Origin of the sequence: Bacillus sp. S2(2019), from assembly GCF_005144805.1 — a bacterium.
Classification (GTDB): domain Bacteria; phylum Bacillota; class Bacilli; order Bacillales; family Bacillaceae; genus Bacillus; species Bacillus altitudinis.
In genome coordinates this window covers 349,155-372,269 of the sequence record NZ_SWFL01000001.1, presented here as the reverse complement: position 1 = coordinate 372,269, position 23,115 = coordinate 349,155, and the positions used below count along the sequence as shown (strand labels likewise).

Genomic DNA, 23,115 nt, shown 5'->3' with positions numbered 1-23,115 from the left:
GAGGGTATGACATGAGCAACGAACATATCGTGTGGCATGATTCATCTATTACTAAAAAAGAATATCAACAGAAAAACAACCATACAAGCGGGATCATTTGGCTGACAGGACTAAGCGGTTCAGGTAAATCGACGATCGCCAACGCAGCGGCTCGAGAGCTGTTTGAACAGGGGTACCAAGTGACAGTTCTTGACGGCGATAACGTACGCCATGGACTCAATAAAGACTTAGGCTTTTCAGATGACGACAGAAAAGAGAACATTCGGCGCATCGGTGAAGTAGCGAAATTATTTGTTGAGCAAGGAACGATTGTTATTACTGCTTTTATTTCACCATTTCAAGAAGACCGCCAAATCGTAAGACAGTTAGTCGAAGACGGAGAATTTCACGAAGTGTTTGTGAAATGTGATCTGAACGTGTGTGAAGAGCGTGATCCAAAGGGATTATATAAAAAAGCACGAAATGGCGAAATTCCATTTTTCACGGGAATCGATTCACCATACGAAGAGCCAGCTGCGCCTGAGCTCGTCCTAGATACAGGTGAATTATCACGCGAGGAGTCAAAACAGCGCCTTGTTGATTATGTAAAGGATAAAACGAAATAATCGCCTGATGGCAGGGGGAGAAAGCAAGATGGGGAAAGTATACATTGTTGGTGCCGGACCGGGTGACCCAGACTTAATTACGCTAAAGGCCCATAAGGCAATACAGCAGGCAGATGTCATTTTATATGATCGTCTTGTCAATCAAGAGATTCTTGCCCATGCCAAACCGGAGGCGGAGTTGATCTATTGCGGCAAACTGCCGAATCATCATACGATGAGACAGGAAGCGATTAATGAAGCGCTTGTTGCTTATGCGAAGGAAGGGAACATAGTCGTTCGTCTAAAAGGCGGAGATCCCTTTGTATTTGGCCGTGGCGGTGAAGAAATCGAATGCTTAGCTGAGCATGGTATTCCATATGAAGTTGTCCCGGGGATTACTTCTGGCATTGCAGCCGCTGCTTATGCAGGCATTCCAGTCACGCACCGAGAATTCAGCTCGAATGTTGCGTTTGTGACAGGGCATTATCAAAAGGATGAACATTTTGAAGAAAAGTGGGAAGCGCTGGCGACGGGGATTGATACCCTTGTCATTTACATGGGCGTCAAAAACGTGGAAAGAGTTCAGCGGCTGCTTTTGAAAAATGGGCGGAATCCTGAAACCCCAGCTGCGTTTATTCACTGGGGAACGACCACGAGGCAAAAGACGACTTGCTGCACGGTGGCGACACTATCTGAAACGGTTAAAAAAGAAGGGATCGAGCACCCAAGTTTAATCGTGGTAGGAGATGTCGTTCACTTTCATCAAAAGTTGAACTGGTTTGAACCAGCACTGATTGAGAAATGAGAACAAAGGTGAAAAGACACGTGTAGACATCGTGTCTTTTCGTCTGAATAAAACTAAGGTCGCAAGGAGGAGTCAAATGAAACAAGCTGTCCTTTATGTTGGGCATGGAAGTAGGGTAAAAGAAGCACAGGATAAAGCCATTTCTTTTATGAAAAGCTGTATGCCGTTAGTGGAAGCAGATATCCAAGAAATTTGTTTTTTAGAGTTGACGGACCCTTCAATCGAAGAAGGGTTTGAGACTTGTGTACAAAAAGGAGCAACCCACATTGCGATCGTCCCGCTCCTCCTGTTAACTGCCATGCATGCCAAATCAGATATTCCAGATGAAATTGTGAAAGTACAAAAACGTTTCCCACAAGTGAAGGTGACATATGGAAGACCTATAGGCGTGAACCAAGAAGTCACGAAAGCGGTTATCGCAAGGATTGAAGAAGCAGGATACAAGGGAGAGCACGCAAAAATTCTCTTAATTGGCCGCGGAAGCTCTGATCCAGATGTAAAGCGGGATGTGTTTGGCATTGCAGATGATGTCCGTAGCATGTTGCCTTGTGCAGAGGTTTTTCCGTGTTTTATTACAGCGTGTGAACCGAATTATCGTGACGTCTTAGCACAGTTAACAGTAGATGACGATACGCCTGTCTATCTCGTGCCTTATCTTTTATTTACCGGCATTTTAATGAAAGAGATTGAGAGTGAAGCGAATCAGGCGAGAGAGCGGCTGCGAGATGTCCGTGTCTGCCGATATATTGGGTTTCATCCCCATGTAAAAGCAGCTTATATTGAACGTGTGCAGGAAACCATCTTAAACAAAGAGGATGCGTTTCGTTTTCAAGGAAAAAGCCATGCTTCCAGTTCATCTTGATCTAACCAATAAACACGTGCTAATTGCCGGCGGTGGAAGGATTGCGGCTAGAAGGACGAGTGCGCTATGCATGGAGCCATGCAGCATAACCATTGTGAGCCCTGACATTTGTGATGAAATGGAGGATCTCATTGAGACATATGAGCTGACTTGGAAGAAAAAGAAAGTTGAGGCGGAAGATGTAAAGGATGCATTTTTAATTGTCGCTGCTACAGACGATCCTTCAGTAAACGAGTGGATGACGCAATCAGCGCTTCCTCATCAGCTCGTCAACTGTGTGAGCCAGTCAGAGCTTGGCAATGTGATTGTGCCAAAAGTTGTGAGGGCAGGAAAAGTGACAATCTCTGTATCTACGAGTGGTGCAAGCCCAGCCCGCACTAAACAGCTGGCTGAGGCCATTGAGACCTTGCTTGAACAAGAGGATGTAGATGCACTCGATGAGCTCTATATAGAAAGAAAAAAACGACAAAGAAAAAGCCGATAAAATCTCATCCAAAGATTTAATCGGCTCTTTTTTATTTTCTCAGCTTTAGGACAACATCCTCGTCAGGCGTCACAAATAATGTTTGCTGCTGATCATACGTGACAAAGCCCGGTTTTGCTCCGTTTGGTTTTTTCACATGCCGGATTTTCGTATAATCGACAGGGACGGAGCTTGATTCTTTTGCCTTCGAGAAGTAGGCAGCAATTTGTGCCGCTTCAAGTAAGGTTTGTTCATCAGGCGCTTTGTGACGAATGACGACATGTGATCCAGGAATATCCTTTGTGTGTAGCCAAATGTCATCACGAGCTGCCGCCTTTGTGGTCAAATATTCGTTTTGCTTGTTGTTTTTTCCAATGAGAATCGGAACACCTTGAGAGGATTCATATGCTTCAAGCTGAATGGCCGATGGTTTTTTCTTTTTGGCATTGCGTTTTTGTTTGGGACGCAAATATTTTCCTTCCACCAGTTCTTCTCTTATTTCCTCTAAATCTTTTGGTGAGGCAGAGGACAGCTGCTGGATCAGCTCGTCAAAATAAACAATTTCTTCATGCGTTCGCTTGATTTGTTCATTTACGGCCTCTACTGCATTTTTTGCCTTTTGGTATTTTGTAAAATACGCTTGCGCATTTTCAGAAGGGGTTTTGTTTGTTTTGAGCGGGATCGTGATCTCTCCGCCATCTTCATCATAATAATTGATAACTGTCGCTTCTTTATCCCCTTTTTTAATCGCATATATATTGGCAGTAAGCAATTCACCATAAAGCTGGTACTTGTGCGCATTTTGAGATTCTTCAAGTGTTCTTGTTAGTTTTTTCAGCTTGTTTTCATTTTTCTTTTTTTCATTCGCAACAAAACGTTCAAGATCAGCCGCCTGCTGTTTGACTCTGTCTCTTTCAGCTTTTCCGAAATAAAAGCGGTCAAGTAGCTCACTAAGAGAATCAAACGTCTTCATGTCACCATCGACGTGCTGAAGTTCTAATAAATAAAAATACTCTTTCCCATCTTTTCTCGTGAGCTGAGGGGTAAAAGAATGCGCCTGAATGAGCTGGAACATCTCGAGCAATGTACTTGGAATCGTTTCCTGATTGGCAAGACCGGCCCTGTGGACAGCTTCCTTAGCAAACAGCGGAGAAACCCCGGAGAATGTATCGACAATTTGATTGGCGATTTTCCCTTCTTGAAAACGTAAATGCTTTAAAATATCTTCCTTTGTCACGTCAAAAGGATTCAGCTTTTGCTGTGCCGGCGGCAGAAGATATTGATGTCCGGGCAGCACCGTTCGATAGCTGTTCACAGATGGAGAAAGATGTTTCAGTCCGTCAATGATCTGCTCCGTTTCGTCCTCCACGAGAATTAAGTTGCTGTGCCTGCCCATAATTTCAATATACAGCTTACGGGTTTGTTCATCGCCAATTTCATTTCGGCTTCGCACGTGCAGCACGATCACCCGATCTAACCCAATTTGTTCAAAACGTTCAATGAACCCACCCTCAAGATGTTTTCTGAGAAGCATACAAAACATTGGCGGTTCGCTCGGATTATCATCATGGTGCTCAGTGAGCTGTACTCTTGCATAGCTCGGGTGAGCGGATAAAAGCAGCTTATGATTCTTCCCCTTTGACCGGATATGAAAAATCAGCTCATGCTTGTATGGCTGATGTATTTTCGAAATTCTTCCGCCAGTTAATGTTTCTTGCAATTCATTAGTCATACCGTATGTAAAAATGCCGTCAAATGACATGTTGGATACACCCTCTTCTTTCACACAAATCTACTGAAAGAACCTTACGTTTTCTCGTTCTTTAGGCAGTCTTATTATTATAGCATGATTTAGGACGAGTCTGAATAAACTGGCTTATAGAACACTGCATAAGAGAGAGAACAAAAGAGGAGTGGACGAGGTCAAATGAATTGGCATGAACTGAACCAAACCGATTTATTAAAAACAATGAATACATCGATAGGTGACGGACTGTCAGAAAAAGATGTGCAAAAGCGGCTTGAAAAGCATGGGCCAAATGAATTGCAGGAAGGGAAAAAGGCGTCGGCATTCGTTATTTTTTTAGCGCAATTTAAAGACTTTATGGTGTTAATCCTGCTTGCGGCAACGATTATTTCTGCCTTTTTAGGTGAATACATTGATGCTGTGGCGATTGTGGCGATTGTGCTGATAAATGGTGTGCTTGGCTTTTATCAGGAACGCCGTGCGGAAAAGTCCCTCCAAGCACTAAAGGAATTATCAACGCCGCATGTCTATGCAAGGAGAAACAATGAATGGGTCAAGATCCCGTCGAAGCACCTCGTGCCGGGAGATATTGTGAAGTTTTCAAGTGGGGATCGAATTGGGGCAGATATCAGATTACTAGAAACAAAGAGTTTGGAAATCGAAGAATCTGCCCTCACTGGAGAGTCCATCCCAGCGGTCAAACATGCGAGTCCGCTCTCGCGAGATCATGTCTCACTTGGAGATTTGACGAACATGGCCTTTATGGGGACGCTTGTCACAAGAGGAAGCGGTGTAGGGGTTGTCATTGGTACAGGGATGAATACGGCGATGGGACAAATTGCCGGTATGCTGGATTCAGCAGGTAATATGGAAACACCGCTGCAAAGACGCCTTGAGCAGCTGGGAAAAATTTTAATTGTGGCTGCATTATTTTTAACTGTGCTTGTGGTTGTTCTTGGTGTGGTGCAAGGTCATGATTTGTATCATATGTTCTTAGCGGGTGTATCTCTCGCTGTTGCTGCGATTCCAGAAGGGCTGCCGGCGATCGTCACTGTCGCACTTTCCCTAGGTGTGCAGCGGATGATTAAACAAAAATCCATTGTCAGAAAGCTGCCGGCTGTGGAAACACTTGGCTGCGCCTCGATTATTTGCTCAGATAAAACAGGCACAATGACACAAAATAAAATGACAGTGACACATGTATGGGCAGAGGGGAAAACGTGGAATATTTCTGGCACTGGGTACGAGCCGTCAGGTGATTTTACCTTAAATGGAGAACTTGTCCATGTAGACAAACATCCAAGCCTGCAAAAGGTGCTATTATACGGAGCACTTTGTAATACATCGACCATTGTTGAAAAAGACGGTGAGATGAGACTTGATGGCGATCCGACAGAAGGAGCACTTCTAACCGCTGCGCGTAAAGCGGGTTTTACAGAGCAATTCATCGAAGCGGGATTTCGTGTGGTGGAGGAATTCCCTTTTGACTCTGAAAGAAAAATGATGTCAGTCGTCGTGGAAACGAATCAGAAGGAGCGGTATGTCATTGCCAAAGGGGCGCCAGATGTGCTGATGAACCGTTCAAGTCATATGATGCACGGCGGACGCACCGCATCATTTTCAAAGGCCCACCGGCAAGAAACAGAAGCTGCCATTCAAGGTTTAGCAAGACAAGCGCTTAGAACCATTGCGATTGCATATAAAAAAGTAAGCCTGACAGAAAAAATCACATCTGTTCAGCAGGCAGAAACTGGCCTCACATTTATCGGTCTAGAGGGCATGATTGATCCACCTCGTCCTGAAGTGAGACGAGCGATTAAAGAATGCCGGGATGCTGGCATTAAAACAGTGATGATTACAGGCGATCACGTAGAAACGGCTAAAGCGATCGCTAAAGATTTAAGTCTCTTACCGAAGCAAGGAAAGGTGCTTGATGGAAAAGCTCTGGATCAGCTAAGCGACAAAGAGCTGGAGCAAACAGCAGAAGATGTGTACGTCTTTGCCCGTGTATCACCTGAGCATAAACTGAGAATTGTGAAGGCCTATCAAAAAAATGGCCATATTGTCGCGATGACAGGTGATGGGGTGAATGATGCGCCAGCGATTAAACAGGCGGATATCGGTATATCCATGGGGATTACCGGAACAGACGTTGCCAAAGAAGCTTCTTCTCTTATTTTGCTTGATGACAACTTTGCGACCATTAAATCCGCTATTAAAGAGGGCCGGAATATTTATGAAAACATTCGCAAATTTGTCCGCTATTTGCTGGCATCGAATGTGGGAGAGATTTTGGTCATGCTGTTTGCGATGCTTCTTGCGCTTCCATTGCCTCTCGTTCCAATTCAAATTTTGTGGGTAAACCTTGTCACAGACGGCTTGCCGGCTATGGCACTTGGATTGGATAAACCAGAAGGCGATGTCATGAAGAGAAAGCCGCGCAACATGAAAGAGGGGATTTTTGCAAGAGGGCTTGGCTGGAAGGTCATATCAAGAGGGTTTCTGATCGGGATTGCCACTTTGTTAGCCTTTATGTTTGTGTATCACCGTGATCCGAACAATCTTCAATATGCGCAGACGGTTGCATTCAGCACACTCGTTTTGGCGCAGCTCATTCATGTGTTTGACTGCCGCAGTGAACGGTCTATTTTTGAACGCAATCCATTCGGGAATATGTACTTGATCGGCGCCGTTGTGTCTTCCCTTCTGCTGATGCTTGTGGTCATTTATTATCCGCCGCTTCAGCCGATTTTCAAAACGGTGGCAGTCGCACCAGTTGATTGGCTTCTGATCATCGGTATGTCTGCATTGCCAACTTTTTTACTGGCGGGGTCACTTTTGACAAGAAAAAAATAATTGGTTATGGTATAATTTTGAGGTAATAGTGTCTGCTATTACCTTTTTCATTTTATTAATATGAAAGAATTGGGTGTTTTCACATGATACGCAGTATGACGGGATTCGGCCAAGCGAGTAAAACGGATGGTGAACTGACAGTGTCAGTTGAGCTAAAATCGGTCAATCACCGTTTTAAAGAGGTTCATGCCCGTTTGCCGAGGCCGCTTTTATATTTCGAAGATACATTAAAAAAAATCATTCTTCGTCACGTGCAGCGCGGTCGAATTGAGCTGTTTGTTACGATTGAAGGCGGTAAACTTGCAAGCCGGTCTTTACAAATTGACTGGCCGCTGCTTGATGAATATATGAAAGCCGCAAAAGACCTTGAGGACCGCTATCATATTTCAGGTATTCAGCATGCACATGACTTACTGAAGCTGGAACAGGCTGTTCAGGTGGAAGAGTCAGTCAGCCGTAATGAGCAGCTGGAGCATTTGCTGATAGACACTTGTGAAGAAGCTGTCAAGGAGCTTTGCTTTATGAGAGAGCAGGAGGGAACATCACTTCAAAAAGACTGTGAACTCAGGCTGTCTGAACTCGAGGCATTTACAGAAGAAATCAAAGTGTTTGCACCAGAGGTTGTGAGTCAGTACAAAGAACGATTGAATCAAAGATTGCAAGAATGGATCGGAGAGGCGCTTGAAGAGAGCAGGCTGATCACAGAGGCGGCCATCTTTGCGGATCGCTGTGACATTACAGAAGAGATTACCAGGCTGAAAAGTCATTTTCAGCAGTTCCAGCAAATTTTGACGCAAGGTGGCGCTGCCGGACGAAAGCTTGACTTTCTTGTACAGGAGCTCAACCGTGAAGTGAACACGATTGGATCAAAAGCAAACCATCACCATTTAACAAAGCTCGTGGTTGAAATGAAAAGCGCTATTGAAAAAATAAAAGAACAAGTGCAAAATATAGAATAGTCATTGTGTATGCTGTTTACAGTGCGTCTCTTTCGGCGAGACTAGAGACGTTTATATTACAGGGGGACGAAAGAAGATGACCATAAAGTTGATCAATATCGGATTTGGAAACATCATTTCAGCGAATCGGATGATTTCGATCGTCAGTCCGGAATCAGCACCGATTAAACGAATGATACAAGACGCAAGAGATCGAGGCATGCTCATTGATGCGACATACGGAAGAAGAACCCGTGCTGTTGTCATTATGGACAGTGACCATGTCATCTTATCTGCCGTTCAGCCTGAGACTGTCGCGCAAAGACTTTCTGTAAAAGAAGAAATCATAGATGAAGGGCAGGGGTAATACGCCATTATGAAAGAAAGAGGACTTTTAATCGTTCTCTCTGGACCTTCGGGAGTTGGAAAAGGAACGGTCAGACAAGCCATTTTCTCCCAGGAAGATACGAAATTTGAATACTCTATTTCTGTGACAACCCGCAAACCGCGTGAAGGTGAGAGAAATGGTGTTGATTATTTCTTTAAAACCAGGGAAGAATTTGAACATATGATTGAAAACAAAAAGCTGTTAGAATGGGCAGAGTATGTTGGGAATTACTACGGCACGCCTGTTGACTATGTAGAACAAACATTGAGCGAAGGAAAAGATGTTTTCCTTGAAATCGAAGTGCAGGGTGCACTTCAAGTAAGAGAAGCATTCCCGGAAGGTCTCTTTATTTTCCTTGCACCGCCAAGTCTTTCAGAACTTCAAAACCGCATTATTACACGCGGGACAGAATCTGAGGATCTCATCCGTAACCGAATGGCTGCTGCAAAAGAAGAAATTGAAATGATGGATGCTTATGACTATGTCGTTGAAAACGACGATGTCGAGCTTGCATGTGAAAGAATTAAAGCGATCGTCCTTGCAGAGCACCTGCGAAGAGACAGAGTCGCACCAAGATATAAAAAAATGCTGGGGGTAGAATAAACCATGTTAGATCCTTCAATTGACTCATTGATGAACAAACTTGACTCAAAATATACACTTGTCACAGTGTCTGCACGCCGTGCACGTGAAATGCAAATCCATCAAGATCAACAAATCGAAAACACAAAATCCTATAAATTTGTAGGGAAAGCTCTTGAAGAAATCGATGCTGGTCTTTTGACATTTGAAAAAGAAGAGCAAGAATAACATCGCTTCTGCTATGCAGATACGATACGTTCAAAAAAGTCAAAACTATGATTGGTTTTGACTTTTTTGAATTGTAGACGAATTTGTGAAAAAGGCCGTTAAGGGGGACAAACAAATGTTACAGTCGAAAAATATTTTACTCGGCGTCAGCGGAGGAATCGCCGTATATAAAGCAGCTGCACTCACTAGTAAACTCGTACAGGCAGGCGCAAACGTAAGAGTGATTATGACAGAATCTGCCCGTGAGTTTGTGTCTCCGCTCACCTTCCAAGCCCTATCTCGGCATGAGGTGTATGTGGATACATTTAAAGAAAATAATCCAAAAGTCATTGCGCATATTGATGTAGCTGACTGGGCCGATCTCATTCTTGTTGCCCCTGCAACAGCACATACCATTGGTAAAATGGCCGCAGGACTTGCTGATGATATGCTCACAACCACCTTGCTTGCTTCAACAGCTCCTGTATGGGTTGCACCGGCTATGAATGTGCACATGTATGACCATCCAGCTGTCAAACGGAACATCCGCACTTTATATGAAGACGGCTACCGGTTTATAGAGCCAAGTGAAGGCTATTTAGCATGTGGCTACATTGGAAAAGGACGCTTAGAGGAGCCTGAAAAAATTGTTGAACACATCCGTGCGTTTTTTGATGAGCCAGCCAGTTTGCCGCTTTCAGGTAAAAAAGTCGTGGTCACAGCTGGCCCTACACGAGAAGTGATCGACCCTGTTCGTTTCCTTTCAAATCGATCTTCTGGGAAAATGGGCTATGCCATTGCAGAAGCTGCCGAGCAAATGGGGGCTGATGTCACGCTCATTTCAGGACCTGTTTCGTTAACTGCGCCTGAGCATGTGAATGTGGTGCGAGTGGAATCGGCTGAGGAGATGTATCAAGCAGCGTTAGATGTATACGAGACAGCAGATATAGTGATTAAATCAGCAGCCGTTGCCGATTATACGCCTGTCACGACGTATTCTCATAAAATGAAAAAACAAGACGGTGAACTAGCGGTTGAATTTAAGCGGACGAAAGATATTTTAAAAGAGCTTGGGAAAAGAAAAGAACATCAGGTGCTAGTCGGCTTTGCAGCTGAGACGCAGGATGTAGAATATTATGCGAAAAAGAAAATCGAATCCAAGCATTTAGATATGATTGTCGCGAACAATGTTGCAGCAGAGGGCGCAGGCTTTGGCACAGATACGAATGTCGCAGCATTGATCAAAGCAGACGGAACAAAAAAAGAGCTGCCAATGATGAGTAAAAAAGACCTTGCCTTTGAAATCTTACAGGAGGCAAAACAGCTGCTGCCAAAAGAGCGTGATCGAGCATGATTGCTGAAGTGATCGTCGATGTCACAACGAAAGCCATTGACAGGCCATTTGACTATCGTGTGCCAGACCGCTTTAAAGGCCTTGTCAAGGCTGGTATGAGGGTAGTGGTTCCTTTTGGCCCAAGGAAGATTCAAGGGTTTGTGACAAAAATCAAAGAAGAAACAGACGTACAGTCAGGAAACATCAAGGACATTGTCGATTTATTTGATTTATCTCCTGTTCTGACAGATGAGCTATTGGAGCTTTCCCACTGGCTGACGGAAAAAACATTGTCCTATCATATTACGGCGCTTCAATCGATGCTCCCAGCAGCGATGAAAGCCAAATATGAAAAAGAAATTCAGGTGTTATCAGCTGAGGAACTTCCGCAGTCATTGAAAGAGCTTTTCGGTCAGCAAGAGAGCATCCTTTACGCTGACATTCCGCCTGAACAGCTGAAGCCTATTCAAAAGCATGTCCAAAAAGGCCATCTAGAAGTCAGATATCACGTCTCACAAAAATCCGGAAAGAAAAAGGTGCGGACACTTCAGATAGCAGTTACGAAAGAAAAACTTGAAGAAAAACAGAAGCAGTTAAAGAAAAATGCGGTGAAACAGAAGGCGCTGCTTACCTTTTTATTTCAAGCGAATGAAACGACGTTTTTAGCAAAAGATTTGCAGCAACAAACAGGTGCTAGTTCTCAAACGATAAAAGCCTTGATTCAAGAAGGTCTGTTAACAGAAAGCTATGAAGAGATTTATCGAGATCCTTATCGGGATAGGGAGTTTACACCGTCTACTCCTCTTGATCTCACAGCAGAGCAAGCAGAAGCGGCAAAACCCATTCATCAAGCAGTGAGCGATGACAAACATGAAACGTTTTTACTGCACGGAGTCACAGGAAGCGGTAAAACCGAAATTTATTTACAGACGATTGATCATGTCCTCCAAAAGGGAAAAGAAGCGATCGTCCTAGTTCCTGAAATTTCATTAACGCCTCAAATGGTCCAGCGTTTTAAAGAGCGCTTCGGGTCCAATGTGGCTGTTCTTCATAGCGGCTTATCGACTGGGGAAAAATACGATGAATGGCGGAAAATCCACCGCAAGGAAGTCAAGCTTGTCGTTGGCGCAAGATCGGCTGTTTTCGCCCCGTTTGAAAATCTAGGAATGATCATTATAGATGAAGAACACGAATCGTCATATAAACAAGAAGAAATGCCTCGGTATCATGCGAAAGATGTGGCCATTGAACGAGCAGGGCGGCACCAATGTCCGGTTGTATTGGGCAGTGCAACGCCTTCACTTGAGTCATATGCGCGTGCGAAAAAGGGTGTGTATACACTGCTGACGCTCAAACGGCGCGTCAATCAGCAGCAGCTGCCGCACGTTTCGTTAATTGATATGAGAGAAGAATTAAGAAACGGCAACCGCTCCATGTTCTCAGAAGAATTAATGCTCAGGTTAAAAGAAGTACTTGAAAGGAAAGAGCAGGCGGTTTTATTTCTCAATAAAAGAGGCTATTCATCCTTTGTGATGTGCCGTGATTGCGGATATGTGGAACAATGTCCACATTGTGAGATTTCTCTTACTTATCACCGCTTTCAAAAACGGCTGAAGTGCCATTACTGCGGTCACGAAGCTCCTGTACCTGCAGAATGCCCAGAATGTCATAGTGAGCATATTCGCTATTTTGGTACAGGCACGCAGCGTGTGGAAGAAGAGCTGACGAAGGTATTGCCAGAAGCAAGGGTCATCCGAATGGATGTAGATACAACCTCTCGGAAAGGCGCGCACGAAAAGCTTCTCACGTCCTTTGGTAATAAAGAAGCGGACATTCTGCTTGGGACGCAAATGATTGCAAAAGGATTAGACTTCCCAGATGTTACACTTGTCGGTGTCCTTAGTGCGGATACGTCTCTTCACATCCCTGATTTTCGTTCAAGTGAAAAAACGTTTCAGCTTCTCACGCAAGTAAGCGGACGGGCGGGACGTCATGAAAAAGCGGGGTCAGTCATTATTCAATCATATACACCTTCGCATTATAGTATTGAATTAACCAAACAGCATGATTATGAAGCCTTTTATGAGCAGGAGATGCTGCACCGTCGTCATCAGTCCTATCCGCCATTTTATTTTTTGGCGATGGTGACTGTATCACATGAAGAAGTGACAAAGGCAGCGCATGTCACAGACAAAATTGTTCAGTTCCTGAAAATGAATTGTGCACCGAATACAAGAATTCTCGGTCCTGCTGCTTCTCCGATCGCTAAGATCAAAGATAGATATCGATATCAATGCGTGATAAAATACAAAAGGGAAAATGAACTGGCAAGTTTATTACGAAAAATACAAGATCATTATCAAAAAGAAATGGAACAAAAACAGTTGATGATATCAATCGATATGAATCCATATATGATGATGTAAAACGGAGGTCTTTTCGTGGCAATCAAACCGATAGTCTTACATCCTGCAGACGTGCTTGAACAACAAACAGAGCTTGTTGATACATTCGATAAAAAACTGAAAAAACTGCTGGATGATATGTATGATACAATGCTTGAACTAGATGGAGTCGGCCTAGCCGCACCACAAATCGGCATCTCAAAAAGAATCGCCGTGGTCGATATCGGAGAAGATTCTGGGAGGATTGACTTGGTAAATCCTGAGATTCTTGATGTGGAAGGGAGCCAGACAGACATTGAAGGCTGCCTGAGCTTTCCATCTTTGTACGGAACGGTTGAAAGACCAAATTATGTGAAGGTGAAAGCCTTTGATAAGAAAGGCAAACCATTTACAATAGAAGCAGAAGGATTTTTAGCAAGAGCTTTATTGCATGAAATTGATCACTTAGACGGCGTATTATTCACGTCGAAGATCATTCAAACGTATACAGAAAAAGAACTTGCGGAAATGGAAGGGTGAAGAAAATGGCACGTATTGTATTTATGGGAACCCCTGATTTCTCAGTACCTGTGCTGCAAACACTTATCACAGAAGGATATGAAGTTGTCGGGGTCGTCACACAGCCAGATCGCCCGAAAGGCAGAAAACGAGTGCTGACACCGCCTCCTGTAAAAGTAGAAGCCTTAAAACACGGCATTCCAGTTTTACAGCCTGAAAAGGTACGTCTTGATGAAGAAATTGATAAAGTGCTGGCGTTAAAGCCAGATTTAATCGTAACAGCAGCATTCGGACAAATCTTGCCAAAAAGATTACTTGATGAACCTGAATTTGGCTGTATCAACGTTCATGCCTCACTGCTGCCAGAACTAAGAGGCGGTGCACCGATCCATTATGCGATCCTGCAAGGCAAAAAGAAAACAGGCGTGACGATCATGTATATGGTAGAAAAGCTTGATGCAGGTGACATGATTAGCAAAGTAGAAGTAGAAATTGATGAATTAGACAACGTCGGAACACTGCATGATAAATTAAGTGTGGCTGGTGCGGCCTTATTAAAAGACACAGTTCCAAATGTGTTAAGCAGGTCTATCTCGCCAATTCCGCAAAATGAAGAGGCAGCAACGTATGCACCAAATATTAAGCGGGAGCAGGAAAGATTAGACTGGACCAAGCCAGGAGAAGAGCTTTACAACCAAGTTCGCGGCTTAAATCCATGGCCAGTTGCCTATACTGAATGGAACGGTGCTAACTTAAAAGTATGGGAAGCGAAAAAAGTTCCGCTTCAAGCACCAGAAGAACCTGGGAAAGTGATTGAGCTTCAAAAAGAAGGACCAGTCGTTGGAACAGGAAATCAGCAAGGCCTTTTATTAACGAGTGTACAGCCCGCTGGAAAGAAAAAAATGAGCGGTGAAGACTTCTTAAGAGGCGCAAATATCGAAATTGGACAGAAATTAGGGTTAATCAATGAAGAAAAGTAATGTGAGAGAAGTAGCGCTGGACGCTTTAATCAAACTCGAACAAAATCAAGCCTACAGTAACTTGCTTTTGCAGTCAGTGATGAAAGAGAAAGAACTCTCCGATCAAGACAAACCGCTATTAACAGAACTTGTATACGGTACACTGCAAAACAAGCTAGCACTTGATTATATGCTCACACCCTTTGTGAAAAAACCGCAAAAAGTGGCTCCATGGGTGATGCAGCTTTTGCGGATGTCTCTTTATCAGATGGTTTATCTTGAAAAAATTCCAGATCGTGCAGCCATCCATGAAGCAGTGGAGCTAACGAAAAAGCGCGGACATAAAGGCATTTCTTCACTAGTCAACGGCGTTCTTCGTTCTGTGCAAAGAGAAGGCGTGCCAGCATTTGATGCGATTAAAGATCCGGTAAAAAGGCTTTCGATAGAGACAAGCCATCCATTGTGGCTCGTACAAGAATGGGTGGAGGCGTACGGTTTTGAAGCAACAGAAAGCATGTGCCGTATTCATTTAGTCCCGCCAAAGCAGACATTGCGTGTCAATCGAATGAAAAAAGACCGCACTGCACTGCAGCAAGAACTCATGGATGCAGGAATTGAAACAGAGCTCGGCGACTTATCTGAGGATGCACTCAAGCTCATGAAAGGATCTATCGTATCCACTCCTTTCTTTCAAGAGGGCTTTGTCACGATCCAAGATGAAAGCTCCATGCTTGTCGCAAGAGCGCTGGACCCTCAGCCGGGAGAAATGGTGCTTGATGCCTGTGCCGCTCCTGGTGGTAAATCAACACATATCGCAGAGCGAATGAACGATGAGGGGAACATTGTGTCTCTTGATTTACATGAGCACAAAGTAAAACTGATTAAACAGGCAGCAAAGCGTCTGAACTTAACGCATATTGAGGCAAAAGCGCTTGATGCAAGAAAAGCATCCGACCATTATGATGATGCTTCGTTTGACCGTATTCTTATTGATGCACCATGTTCAGGTTTTGGCGTCATCAGACGAAAACCAGATATGAAATATACAAAGTCCTCGGAAGACTCAGCAAGACTTGCGACAATTCAGCAATCGATCTTGCATGAAACAGCCCAGCTGCTAAAGCCAGGCGGTACCCTTGTATACAGTACATGTACAATGGATCCAACAGAAAATCAACAAGTGATTCATGCGTTTTTACAAGAACACCAAGACTTCGAACCCGATCTATCTCTTAATGAACGGCTGCCTGAGCAGGTTGCTCCGTTTGTTCAAAACGGAAGTGTACAAATACTTCCTCATTATTTCGGAACAGATGGTTTCTTTATTTGCAGCATGAGAAAGAAGGGATAAAAAATGACAGAACAAAAACAAAAAGTAAGAAAAGAACTGAAAACAGACATGCCGTCGATCTACTCGTTTGAGCTAAATGAAATCAAAGACTGGTTAAAGGAACAAGGCGAAAAGCCTTTCCGTGCAACACAAATTTTTGAGTGGCTTTATGAAAAACGCGTCACGTCCTTTGATGAAATGTCTAACCTTTCAAAGGAATTAAGAGAAAAATTAAAAGATCAATTCGCCATCACGACTTTAAAAACAGTGATCAAACAAACTTCTCAAGATGGAACGATCAAGTTCTTATTTGAATTACACGATGGCTATACCATTGAAACCGTGCTAATGCGCCACGAATACGGCAACTCTGTCTGCGTCACAACACAGGTTGGCTGTCGAATTGGCTGTACATTCTGTGCATCTACACTTGGCGGGTTAAAACGAAACCTTGAAGCAGGAGAAATTGTGGCCCAAGTATTGAAAGTACAACAGGCGCTTGATGAAACAGATGAACGCGTCAGCTCAGTTGTCATCATGGGTATTGGCGAACCGTTTGATAACTTTGATGAAATGCTTGCATTCCTTAAAATCATTAACCATGACAACGGTTTAAATATTGGTGCACGTCATATTACCGTTTCGACGAGCGGGATCATTCCAAAGATTTATCAATTTGCGGATGAGCAAATGCAAATCAACTTTGCTGTCTCCCTGCACGCACCAAATACTGACATTCGAAGCCGCCTCATGCCAATCAATAAGGCATACAAGCTGCCAAAATTAATGGAAGCTATTGAATATTACATTCAAAAAACAGGCAGACGCGTGAGCTTTGAATACGGTCTGTTTGGCGGAGTCAATGATCAAGTCCATCATGCAGAAGAACTTGCTGATTTATTAAAAGGAATCAAATGCCATGTAAACCTCATCCCGGTGAACTATGTACCAGAAAGAGATTACGTGAGAACACCAAGAGAACAAATCTTCCTATTTGAAAAAACGCTGAAAGAACGAGGCGTAAACGTAACGATTAGACGAGAGCAAGGCCATGATATTGATGCTGCTTGCGGTCAGCTAAGAGCGAAGGAGCGTCAGGAAGAGACGAGGTGACGAATGTTGATAAGGGCAGCCTTTCAAACCGATACAGGAAAAGTCCGTCAGCATAATGAAGATGATGCAGGTATTTTTGAAGCAAAAGAAGACACACTTCTAGCTGTTGTAGCAGATGGAATGGGAGGTCATCTTGCTGGTGATGTAGCCAGCAAGATGGCAGTTTCTTCTTTAAAAGAATACTGGCAGGAAACATCTTCAATTCCAAATAAACCAGCCGATCAAGAAAATTGGTTAATCTCAAAAATTAGCGATATTAATGACCAAGTATACGAACATGCGAAAAACAATGAGGAGTGCCAAGGAATGGGGACGACCATCGTTTGTGCGCTCGTTCATTTGCAAACGGTCACAATTGCCCATATTGGTGACAGCCGCTGCTATTTGCTAAGAGAAGGAGCACTGACCCAATTAACAGATGATCACTCACTAGTGAATGAGTTAGTGAAAACAGGAGAGATTTCAAAAGCGGATGCAGAATATCATCCAAGAAAAAATGTGCTGACCAAAGCGTTAGGAACGGATAAACACGTTCAAATTGATGCACGAACTTTTGAAGTGGACCCAGGAGATCAAATTTTGCTTTGCTCAGACGGATTATCGAATAAAGTAGAAGAAGAGCATTTGATTCAGATTTTATCGCAAACAACCGCACCAGATGAAAAAGTAACAGAGTTAGTTCAAACAGCGAATGACAACGGCGGTGAAGATAACATTACAGCAGTACTGTTAGAAATCTCCTCCCAAACAGAGGAGGGTGACAGCAAGTGTTGATCGGAAAAAGGATCAGCGGCCGTTATCAAATTCTTCGCGCAATAGGCGGAGGCGGAATGGCCAACGTTTATTTGGCGGAGGATATGATTTTAGATCGCGAAGTGGCGATTAAAATTTTACGGTTTGACTTTGCAAGCGATGATGATTTTATTAGACGGTTCCGGAGAGAAGCGCAATCAGCAGCCAGCTTAGATCATCCGAATATTGTCAGTATCTACGATGTAGGAGAAGAAGATGACATTTATTATATTGTCATGGAATATGTCGAAGGGATGACGCTGAAAGAATACATACACGCCAATGGACCGCTTCATCCAAAAGAAGCCGTTCGCATTATGGAGCAAGTCGTTGCGGCGATGGAAGAAGCCCATGCGAAACAGCTCGTCCATCGAGACATTAAGCCTCACAATATATTAATAGACAACTTGGGGAATATCAAAGTCACTGATTTTGGCATTGCCATGGCACTTAGCTCAGCGACGATTACCCATACGAATTCTGTTCTTGGCTCCGTGCATTATTTGTCCCCAGAGCAAGCGCGCGGCGGTCTTGCAACGAAAAAGTCAGATATTTATTCACTTGGTATTGTTCTTTATGAGCTGATTTCAGGACGCATGCCATTTGAAGGAGAATCCGCTGTCAGTGTCGCACTGAAGCATTTGCAATCAGAGCCGCCATCTGTGAGAAGGTGGAATCCTTCTGTACCACAAAGCGTGGAGAACATCATCTTAAAGGCGATGGCCAAAGATCCATTCTATAGATACGAAGATGCATCTGAAATGCAAAAAGACTTAAAAACGGCTTTTGACCCTGCAAGACTAAAAGAAAAGCGCTTTGTCATTGAAGAAGATCATGAAGCAACAAAAGCCATTCCCATTATAAAAGATCATCAAGTCGATCAAGACAATGAAAAAACAGCCGTCCACCCGGTTCAAAAACCAAAGAAAAAAGAGAAACAAAAGCCGAAGAAAAAACGGAAAAAATGGCCGTGGATTGTAGCGTCGATCTTATTTGTTTTGACGGCTGCGACCATTTTAGCGATCACGGTATTCCCAGGATTACTCTTTCCAAAGGATGTAGAGGTGACCGATGTTTCTGGCATGACGGTTGAAAAAGCGGAAGACACCTTGAAGAAAGCCGGATTTACCGTCGCTTCTGAACCCATTGATATTGCCGACGAGAAGATTGAAAAAGGGCTGGTTGTCAAAACAGACCCGAAAATCGGAACTAAGGTAAAAGAAGGGACAGAAATTCAGCTTTATCAAAGTACAGGTAAAGAAAAAACCGAATTACCTGATGTAACAGGTGAAAAGGTCGAGAAAGCAAAAGAACGATTAGAGAAAAAAGGGTTTAAACAGGTTGTTGTAGAGGAAGTGAATGATAATGACACAGAATCAGGCATTGTCATGGAACAGAAACCTTCCGCGAATACAGAACTTGTCGCAGCAGATGAAGAAGTCACATTGACCGTCAGTATAGGCCCTGCCGATATTACCTTACGGGATTTAACGACGTATAGTAAACAGGCCGCATCAAATTATCTAGAGGATAATGGACTAAAGCTAGATGAAAAAGAAGCATATTCTGACGATGTGCCGAAAGGTGAGGTCATGAAGCAGGAACCGGGAGCGGGGACAGCTGTTAAACCTGGTGATACGGTTAAAATTACGTTCTCTCTTGGACCAAAAGAGAAACCGGCCAAAACGGTGACTGAAAAGATTGCGATCCCGTATGAACCAGAAACAGAAGGACAAGAAATGAATGTTCAAATATCTATTGATGACGCAGAACATAGCATTTCTGATTTATATGAAAACTTTAAAATCACTGCGCCCACTGAGCGAACGATTAAATTTAAGATAGAACCTGGTCAAAAAGGATACTATCAGGTGACAGTGGATGATAAAGTAGTGAGCTCCAAAACGATTGAATACCCTGATGATGAATAAAGGAGGGACTTTATGCCTGAGGGCAAAATTATTAAAGCATTAAGCGGATTTTATTATGTGCTAGATGAGTCTCTAGAAAGTGGCAAAGTAATTCAGTGTAGAGCGAGAGGGATTTTTCGTAAAAACAAAATAACCCCTCTTGTTGGAGATTATGTCGTCTATCAAGCAGATAACGATAAGGAAGGCTATTTGCTGGAAGTAAAAGAGCGGACAAATGAGCTGATTCGGCCGCCTATTAGCAACGTTGATCAAGCTGTGCTCGTTTTCTCAGCAGCAGAGCCGACCTTTAGTACATCGCTTTTAGACAGATTCCTAGTGCTTGTTGAAGAGAGCCAGATTGAACCGATTATCTGCATCACAAAAATGGACTTGCTGAAAACAGACCAAGAGCGAGAAACGATTCAAGCCTATGCAGAAGACTATCGCCAAATTGGATACGACGTTCATTTAACATCGACGATCGAAGGGGATGGAATTGAAAAGCTGACCCCGTATTTCCATCACAAGATTACTGTTTTTGCAGGTCAATCGGGTGTAGGGAAGTCTTCCCTCTTAAATGCGATGAGTCCTGATTTAGCACTGAAAACAAACGATATTTCCTCCCATCTTGGCAGGGGGAAACATACAACAAGACATGTGGAACTCATTCGAACGGCTGAAGGGCTCATTGCTGATACACCAGGATTTAGCTCACTTGAATTTACAGGCATCGAAGCGGAAGATTTAGGGCTCTATTTCTTAGAAATCAGAGAGAAGAGTGCAGAATGTAAATTTAGAGGCTGTTTGCACGTAAAAGAACCTGGATGTGCGGTAAAAGAGGCAGTAGAACACGATCGCATCAGAGAGTATCGCTATCAGCATTATTTAGAGTTTTTAACTGAAATTAAAGATAGAAAGCCGAGGTACTAAATCATGGTTTATATTGCCCCATCCATTTTATCAGCCGATTTTGCCAATCTTGCGAAAGATATCCGTGATGTGGAACAAGGTGGTGCGGATTATATTCATATTGATGTGATGGACGGTCATTTTGTACCGAATATGACATTTGGACCAAATGTAGTGGAGGCGATCAGGCCGCATACAAAGCTGCCGTTCGATGTTCACTTAATGATTGAGCATCCAGACCAGTATATCCCTGCATTTGCAAAAGCGGGTGCTGATATTATTTCTGTTCATGTCGAGGCGTGTCCACACTTACATCGCACGATTCAGCATATAAAAGAACAAGGTGTCAAAGCAGGGGTCGTTTTAAACCCGCACACACCCGTTTCTCAAATCGCGCATGTATTAGAGGATGTTGACCTCGTCTTATTCATGACGGTGAACCCTGGTTTTGGCGGACAGGCGTTTATTCCTTCTGTTCTCTCAAAGGTAAAAGAAGTAAAGACACTTAGTGAACAAAAGGGCTTAACCGATTTACTCATTGAAATAGATGGCGGTGTCAATGTAGAGACAGCAAAGAGCTGCAAAGAAGCAGGCGCTAATCTACTGGTTGCCGGCTCAGCGGTATATGGGAAAGACGACCGCGCGGCGGCCATTCAGGCCATTCGAGAAGCATAAGAAAAAGAACCAAAGTCATTGTGATCTTTGGTTCTTTTTCAATGGAGAGGAGCGTAATCATGCACATACATATCGTAGCCGGCGGTCCTTTTGCGTACATCCCGCCGCTTGATCATGAAGCATCTGAGGAGGACATTCTCTGGGTCGGCGTAGATCGGGGAACCCTTTTCTTACTAGAGCATGGCATTGTACCTGACAGAGCATTTGGTGATTTTGATAGTGTGACAGAAGAGGAGCTTCATGAACTGAAAAAGAAATTGCCTGCACTCAATCTATTTCAGGCAGAGAAAGATGAAACGGATTTAGAACTTGCGCTGAACTGGTCTTTGCGTCAGAATCCAGCACATATTCAAATTTACGGTATCACAGGCGGAAGAGCAGATCATTTTCTTGGGAATATCCATCTCCTTTATAAAGGCATTCAGCACAAACAGAGCATGACCCTTGTAGACAAACAAAATATCATTCAAATGTTTGGACCTGGTACATACGAAATCAAACAAGACCCGGATAAAAAATATGTGTCGTTTTTGCCCTTCGGTACATCGGTTGAAAAGCTGACATTAAAAGGTTTCAAATATCCTCTGAAAAATTGTCATATTGAGCCTGGTTCCACACTATGTATTAGTAACGAACTCATCCACTCAAATGGTACTTTTTCTTTTCATGAAGGCATATTAATAATGGTAAGAAGCAAAGATTGACCAACCTATCAATGTGGATGGCTGATTAAGCTCAATTGTGCTGCAAGCGGTACTTTTAGGAGGGGGACAAAATGAAATTTTATACAATCAAACTGCCTAGATTTCTTGGCGGCATTGTCCGTGCGATGCTTGGTTCATTTAAGAAAGATTAATGAGTATTCTCCTTTATTTCCACATAAAAACGCCTGCTACAGTTAAATGTAGCAGGCGTTTACTCTTGCTTATACACGCTCAACTTTACCAGATTTCAAAGCTCGAGCTGATACATATACTCTTTTAGGCTTACCGTCCACTAGAATACGAACTTTTTGAAGGTTCGCGCCCCATGTACGTTTTGTAGAGTTCATTGCGTGAGAACGGTTGTTCCCAGCTTTTGTTTTTCTGCCTGTAATAACGCATTTACGTGCCATTTGTTTCCCTCCTAACTGCGAAAACATCATCATATTCTTCATATACGTACTTAGAGATGCCTCAAGATACTTTAATAATTTACCACAGCTTCAAGGGGTTTGCAAGGATTGTTTGCTCCTCTTTCAAGAAAAATACCTTGACATCTTGATAAAAAATCAAGGCTATAGTATAAGTAGGATTGGGTCGGATTGAATGATTTCTTTTAAAAAGAAGGGTCTTATAGTAAAATAGTGATAACTCAGGGCAATTTCTCAAAAAGGGGGAACCAATGTGTCCATTGAACTTAGAACGAAATACGGACAAATTGATATATCAAATGAAGTCATTGCAATGGTGGCAGGAGGCGCTGCGATCGATTGCTATGGTATTGTTGGCATGGCGTCCAAAAATCAAATAAAGGACGGCTTGACGGATATTCTCCGCAAAGAGAACTTCAGCCGGGGTGTTCTTGTGCGTCAAAAAGAAGATCGCATTCATATTGATATGTACATCATCGTCAGCTACGGTACAAAAATATCAGAAGTCGCACATAATGTTCAAACGAAAGTCAAATATACGATTCATCACACGATTGGACTTTCAGTTGACTCAGTCAACATTTATGTACAAGGAGTAAAAGTTACGAACCCGTAGTAAGGAGGAAA

24 protein-coding genes are annotated in these 23,115 nt (G+C 43.2%); 22 read left to right on the top strand and 2 right to left on the bottom strand.

Features of this window, described 5'->3' with window-relative positions; translation table 11 throughout:
• Positions 1-11 precede the first annotated feature (11 nt).
• The 4 genes from cysC to FBF75_RS01845 all read left to right on the top strand — a co-directional run bounded on the left by cysC (position 12) and on the right by FBF75_RS01845 (position 2,735).
• Positions 12-605 carry an adenylyl-sulfate kinase gene (gene cysC, locus FBF75_RS01860; RefSeq protein WP_008344911.1) on the top strand — a complete coding sequence of 198 codons (594 nt, stop codon included), beginning with the start codon at positions 12-14 and terminating at the stop codon, positions 603-605.
• Between the two features lie 28 nt (positions 606-633).
• Positions 634-1,389, top strand: coding sequence for a uroporphyrinogen-III C-methyltransferase (gene cobA / locus FBF75_RS01855; RefSeq protein WP_136944391.1), 756 nt, complete (start codon positions 634-636; stop codon positions 1,387-1,389).
• 76 nt (positions 1,390-1,465) lie between these two features.
• On the top strand, positions 1,466-2,251 hold the full coding sequence (locus FBF75_RS01850) for a sirohydrochlorin chelatase (protein ID WP_046527257.1): 786 nt from the start codon (positions 1,466-1,468) through the stop codon (positions 2,249-2,251).
• On the top strand, positions 2,232-2,735 hold the full coding sequence (locus FBF75_RS01845; protein WP_065460314.1) for an NAD(P)-dependent oxidoreductase: 504 nt from the start codon (positions 2,232-2,234) through the stop codon (positions 2,733-2,735). The genes FBF75_RS01850 and FBF75_RS01845 overlap by 20 nt, the downstream gene beginning before the upstream one ends.
• Before the next feature lie 31 nt (positions 2,736-2,766).
• On the opposite strand, the gene FBF75_RS01840 is transcribed toward FBF75_RS01845, so the two are convergent.
• Positions 2,767-4,476 (bottom strand): Rqc2 family fibronectin-binding protein, encoded by a 1,710-nt coding sequence (locus FBF75_RS01840; protein WP_056704713.1) that lies wholly within the window; start codon positions 4,474-4,476, stop codon positions 2,767-2,769.
• 165 nt (positions 4,477-4,641) lie between these two features.
• Here FBF75_RS01840 and FBF75_RS01835 point away from each other — a divergent pair, with 165 nt between their 5' ends.
• The 17 genes from FBF75_RS01835 (at position 4,642) to spoVM (ending at position 22,212) form a co-directional block, all read left to right on the top strand.
• A complete protein-coding gene (locus FBF75_RS01835; RefSeq protein WP_136944390.1) occupies positions 4,642-7,317 on the top strand; it encodes a calcium-translocating P-type ATPase, SERCA-type in 2,676 nt (891 codons plus the stop codon).
• Positions 7,318-7,400: 83 nt separating this feature from the next.
• Positions 7,401-8,276 (top strand): YicC/YloC family endoribonuclease, encoded by an 876-nt coding sequence (locus FBF75_RS01830; RefSeq protein ID WP_017359340.1) that lies wholly within the window; start codon positions 7,401-7,403, stop codon positions 8,274-8,276.
• 76 nt (positions 8,277-8,352) lie between these two features.
• The gene (gene remA / locus FBF75_RS01825; protein WP_008344898.1) at positions 8,353-8,622 is read left to right on the top strand and encodes an extracellular matrix/biofilm regulator RemA; all 270 of its coding nucleotides are present in this window, start codon (positions 8,353-8,355) and stop codon (positions 8,620-8,622) included.
• A 9-nt stretch (positions 8,623-8,631) separates the two neighbouring features.
• Complete coding sequence (gmk, locus tag FBF75_RS01820; RefSeq protein WP_007499680.1) at positions 8,632-9,246, top strand: guanylate kinase; 615 nt, start codon at positions 8,632-8,634, stop codon at positions 9,244-9,246.
• A 3-nt stretch (positions 9,247-9,249) separates the two neighbouring features.
• Positions 9,250-9,453: a DNA-directed RNA polymerase subunit omega gene (rpoZ, locus tag FBF75_RS01815; RefSeq protein WP_008344896.1), complete on the top strand. Its 204-nt coding sequence runs from the start codon at positions 9,250-9,252 to the stop codon at positions 9,451-9,453.
• Between the two features lie 115 nt (positions 9,454-9,568).
• Positions 9,569-10,786, top strand: coding sequence for a bifunctional phosphopantothenoylcysteine decarboxylase/phosphopantothenate--cysteine ligase CoaBC (gene coaBC / locus FBF75_RS01810; protein WP_065460316.1), 1,218 nt, complete (start codon positions 9,569-9,571; stop codon positions 10,784-10,786).
• Positions 10,783-13,191: a primosomal protein N' gene (gene priA / locus FBF75_RS01805; protein ID WP_008344893.1), complete on the top strand. Its 2,409-nt coding sequence runs from the start codon at positions 10,783-10,785 to the stop codon at positions 13,189-13,191. Before coaBC ends, priA begins: the two co-directional genes overlap by 4 nt.
• Positions 13,192-13,206: 15 nt before the next feature.
• Positions 13,207-13,689: a peptide deformylase gene (gene def, locus FBF75_RS01800; protein WP_008344891.1), complete on the top strand. Its 483-nt coding sequence runs from the start codon at positions 13,207-13,209 to the stop codon at positions 13,687-13,689.
• Positions 13,690-13,694: 5 nt separating this feature from the next.
• Positions 13,695-14,648, top strand: a complete 954-nt coding sequence (gene fmt, locus FBF75_RS01795; RefSeq protein WP_017359336.1) for a methionyl-tRNA formyltransferase — start codon at positions 13,695-13,697, stop codon at positions 14,646-14,648.
• Entirely contained in the window at positions 14,635-15,978 is a 1,344-nt protein-coding gene (gene rsmB, locus FBF75_RS01790; RefSeq protein ID WP_065460318.1) for a 16S rRNA (cytosine(967)-C(5))-methyltransferase RsmB, read from the top strand. Before fmt ends, rsmB begins: the two co-directional genes overlap by 14 nt.
• A 3-nt stretch (positions 15,979-15,981) precedes the next feature.
• On the top strand, positions 15,982-17,070 hold the full coding sequence (gene rlmN, locus FBF75_RS01785; RefSeq protein WP_007499669.1) for a dual-specificity RNA methyltransferase RlmN: 1,089 nt from the start codon (positions 15,982-15,984) through the stop codon (positions 17,068-17,070).
• A gap of 3 nt (positions 17,071-17,073) precedes the next feature.
• Entirely contained in the window at positions 17,074-17,844 is a 771-nt protein-coding gene (locus FBF75_RS01780; protein WP_034647887.1) for a Stp1/IreP family PP2C-type Ser/Thr phosphatase, read from the top strand.
• Positions 17,838-19,793, top strand: coding sequence for a Stk1 family PASTA domain-containing Ser/Thr kinase (gene pknB / locus FBF75_RS01775; RefSeq protein ID WP_065460320.1), 1,956 nt, complete (start codon positions 17,838-17,840; stop codon positions 19,791-19,793). The genes FBF75_RS01780 and pknB overlap by 7 nt, the downstream gene beginning before the upstream one ends.
• A gap of 12 nt (positions 19,794-19,805) precedes the next feature.
• Complete coding sequence (gene rsgA / locus FBF75_RS01770; protein WP_136944389.1) at positions 19,806-20,702, top strand: ribosome small subunit-dependent GTPase A; 897 nt, start codon at positions 19,806-19,808, stop codon at positions 20,700-20,702.
• 3 nt (positions 20,703-20,705) lie between these two features.
• On the top strand, positions 20,706-21,356 hold the full coding sequence (gene rpe, locus FBF75_RS01765) for a ribulose-phosphate 3-epimerase (RefSeq protein WP_136944388.1): 651 nt from the start codon (positions 20,706-20,708) through the stop codon (positions 21,354-21,356).
• A 59-nt stretch (positions 21,357-21,415) separates the two neighbouring features.
• Entirely contained in the window at positions 21,416-22,060 is a 645-nt protein-coding gene (locus FBF75_RS01760; protein ID WP_017367227.1) for a thiamine diphosphokinase, read from the top strand.
• Between the two features lie 71 nt (positions 22,061-22,131).
• Positions 22,132-22,212 carry a stage V sporulation protein SpoVM gene (gene spoVM / locus FBF75_RS01755; protein ID WP_008354550.1) on the top strand — a complete coding sequence of 27 codons (81 nt, stop codon included), beginning with the start codon at positions 22,132-22,134 and terminating at the stop codon, positions 22,210-22,212.
• 69 nt (positions 22,213-22,281) lie between these two features.
• Here the strand turns inward: spoVM and rpmB are convergent, their stop codons facing one another.
• Positions 22,282-22,470, bottom strand: coding sequence for a 50S ribosomal protein L28 (rpmB, locus tag FBF75_RS01750; RefSeq protein WP_003212514.1), 189 nt, complete (start codon positions 22,468-22,470; stop codon positions 22,282-22,284).
• 271 nt (positions 22,471-22,741) lie between these two features.
• Here rpmB and FBF75_RS01745 point away from each other — a divergent pair, with 271 nt between their 5' ends.
• Complete coding sequence (locus FBF75_RS01745; protein ID WP_008344871.1) at positions 22,742-23,104, top strand: Asp23/Gls24 family envelope stress response protein; 363 nt, start codon at positions 22,742-22,744, stop codon at positions 23,102-23,104.
• Positions 23,105-23,115: the final 11 nt, after the last annotated feature.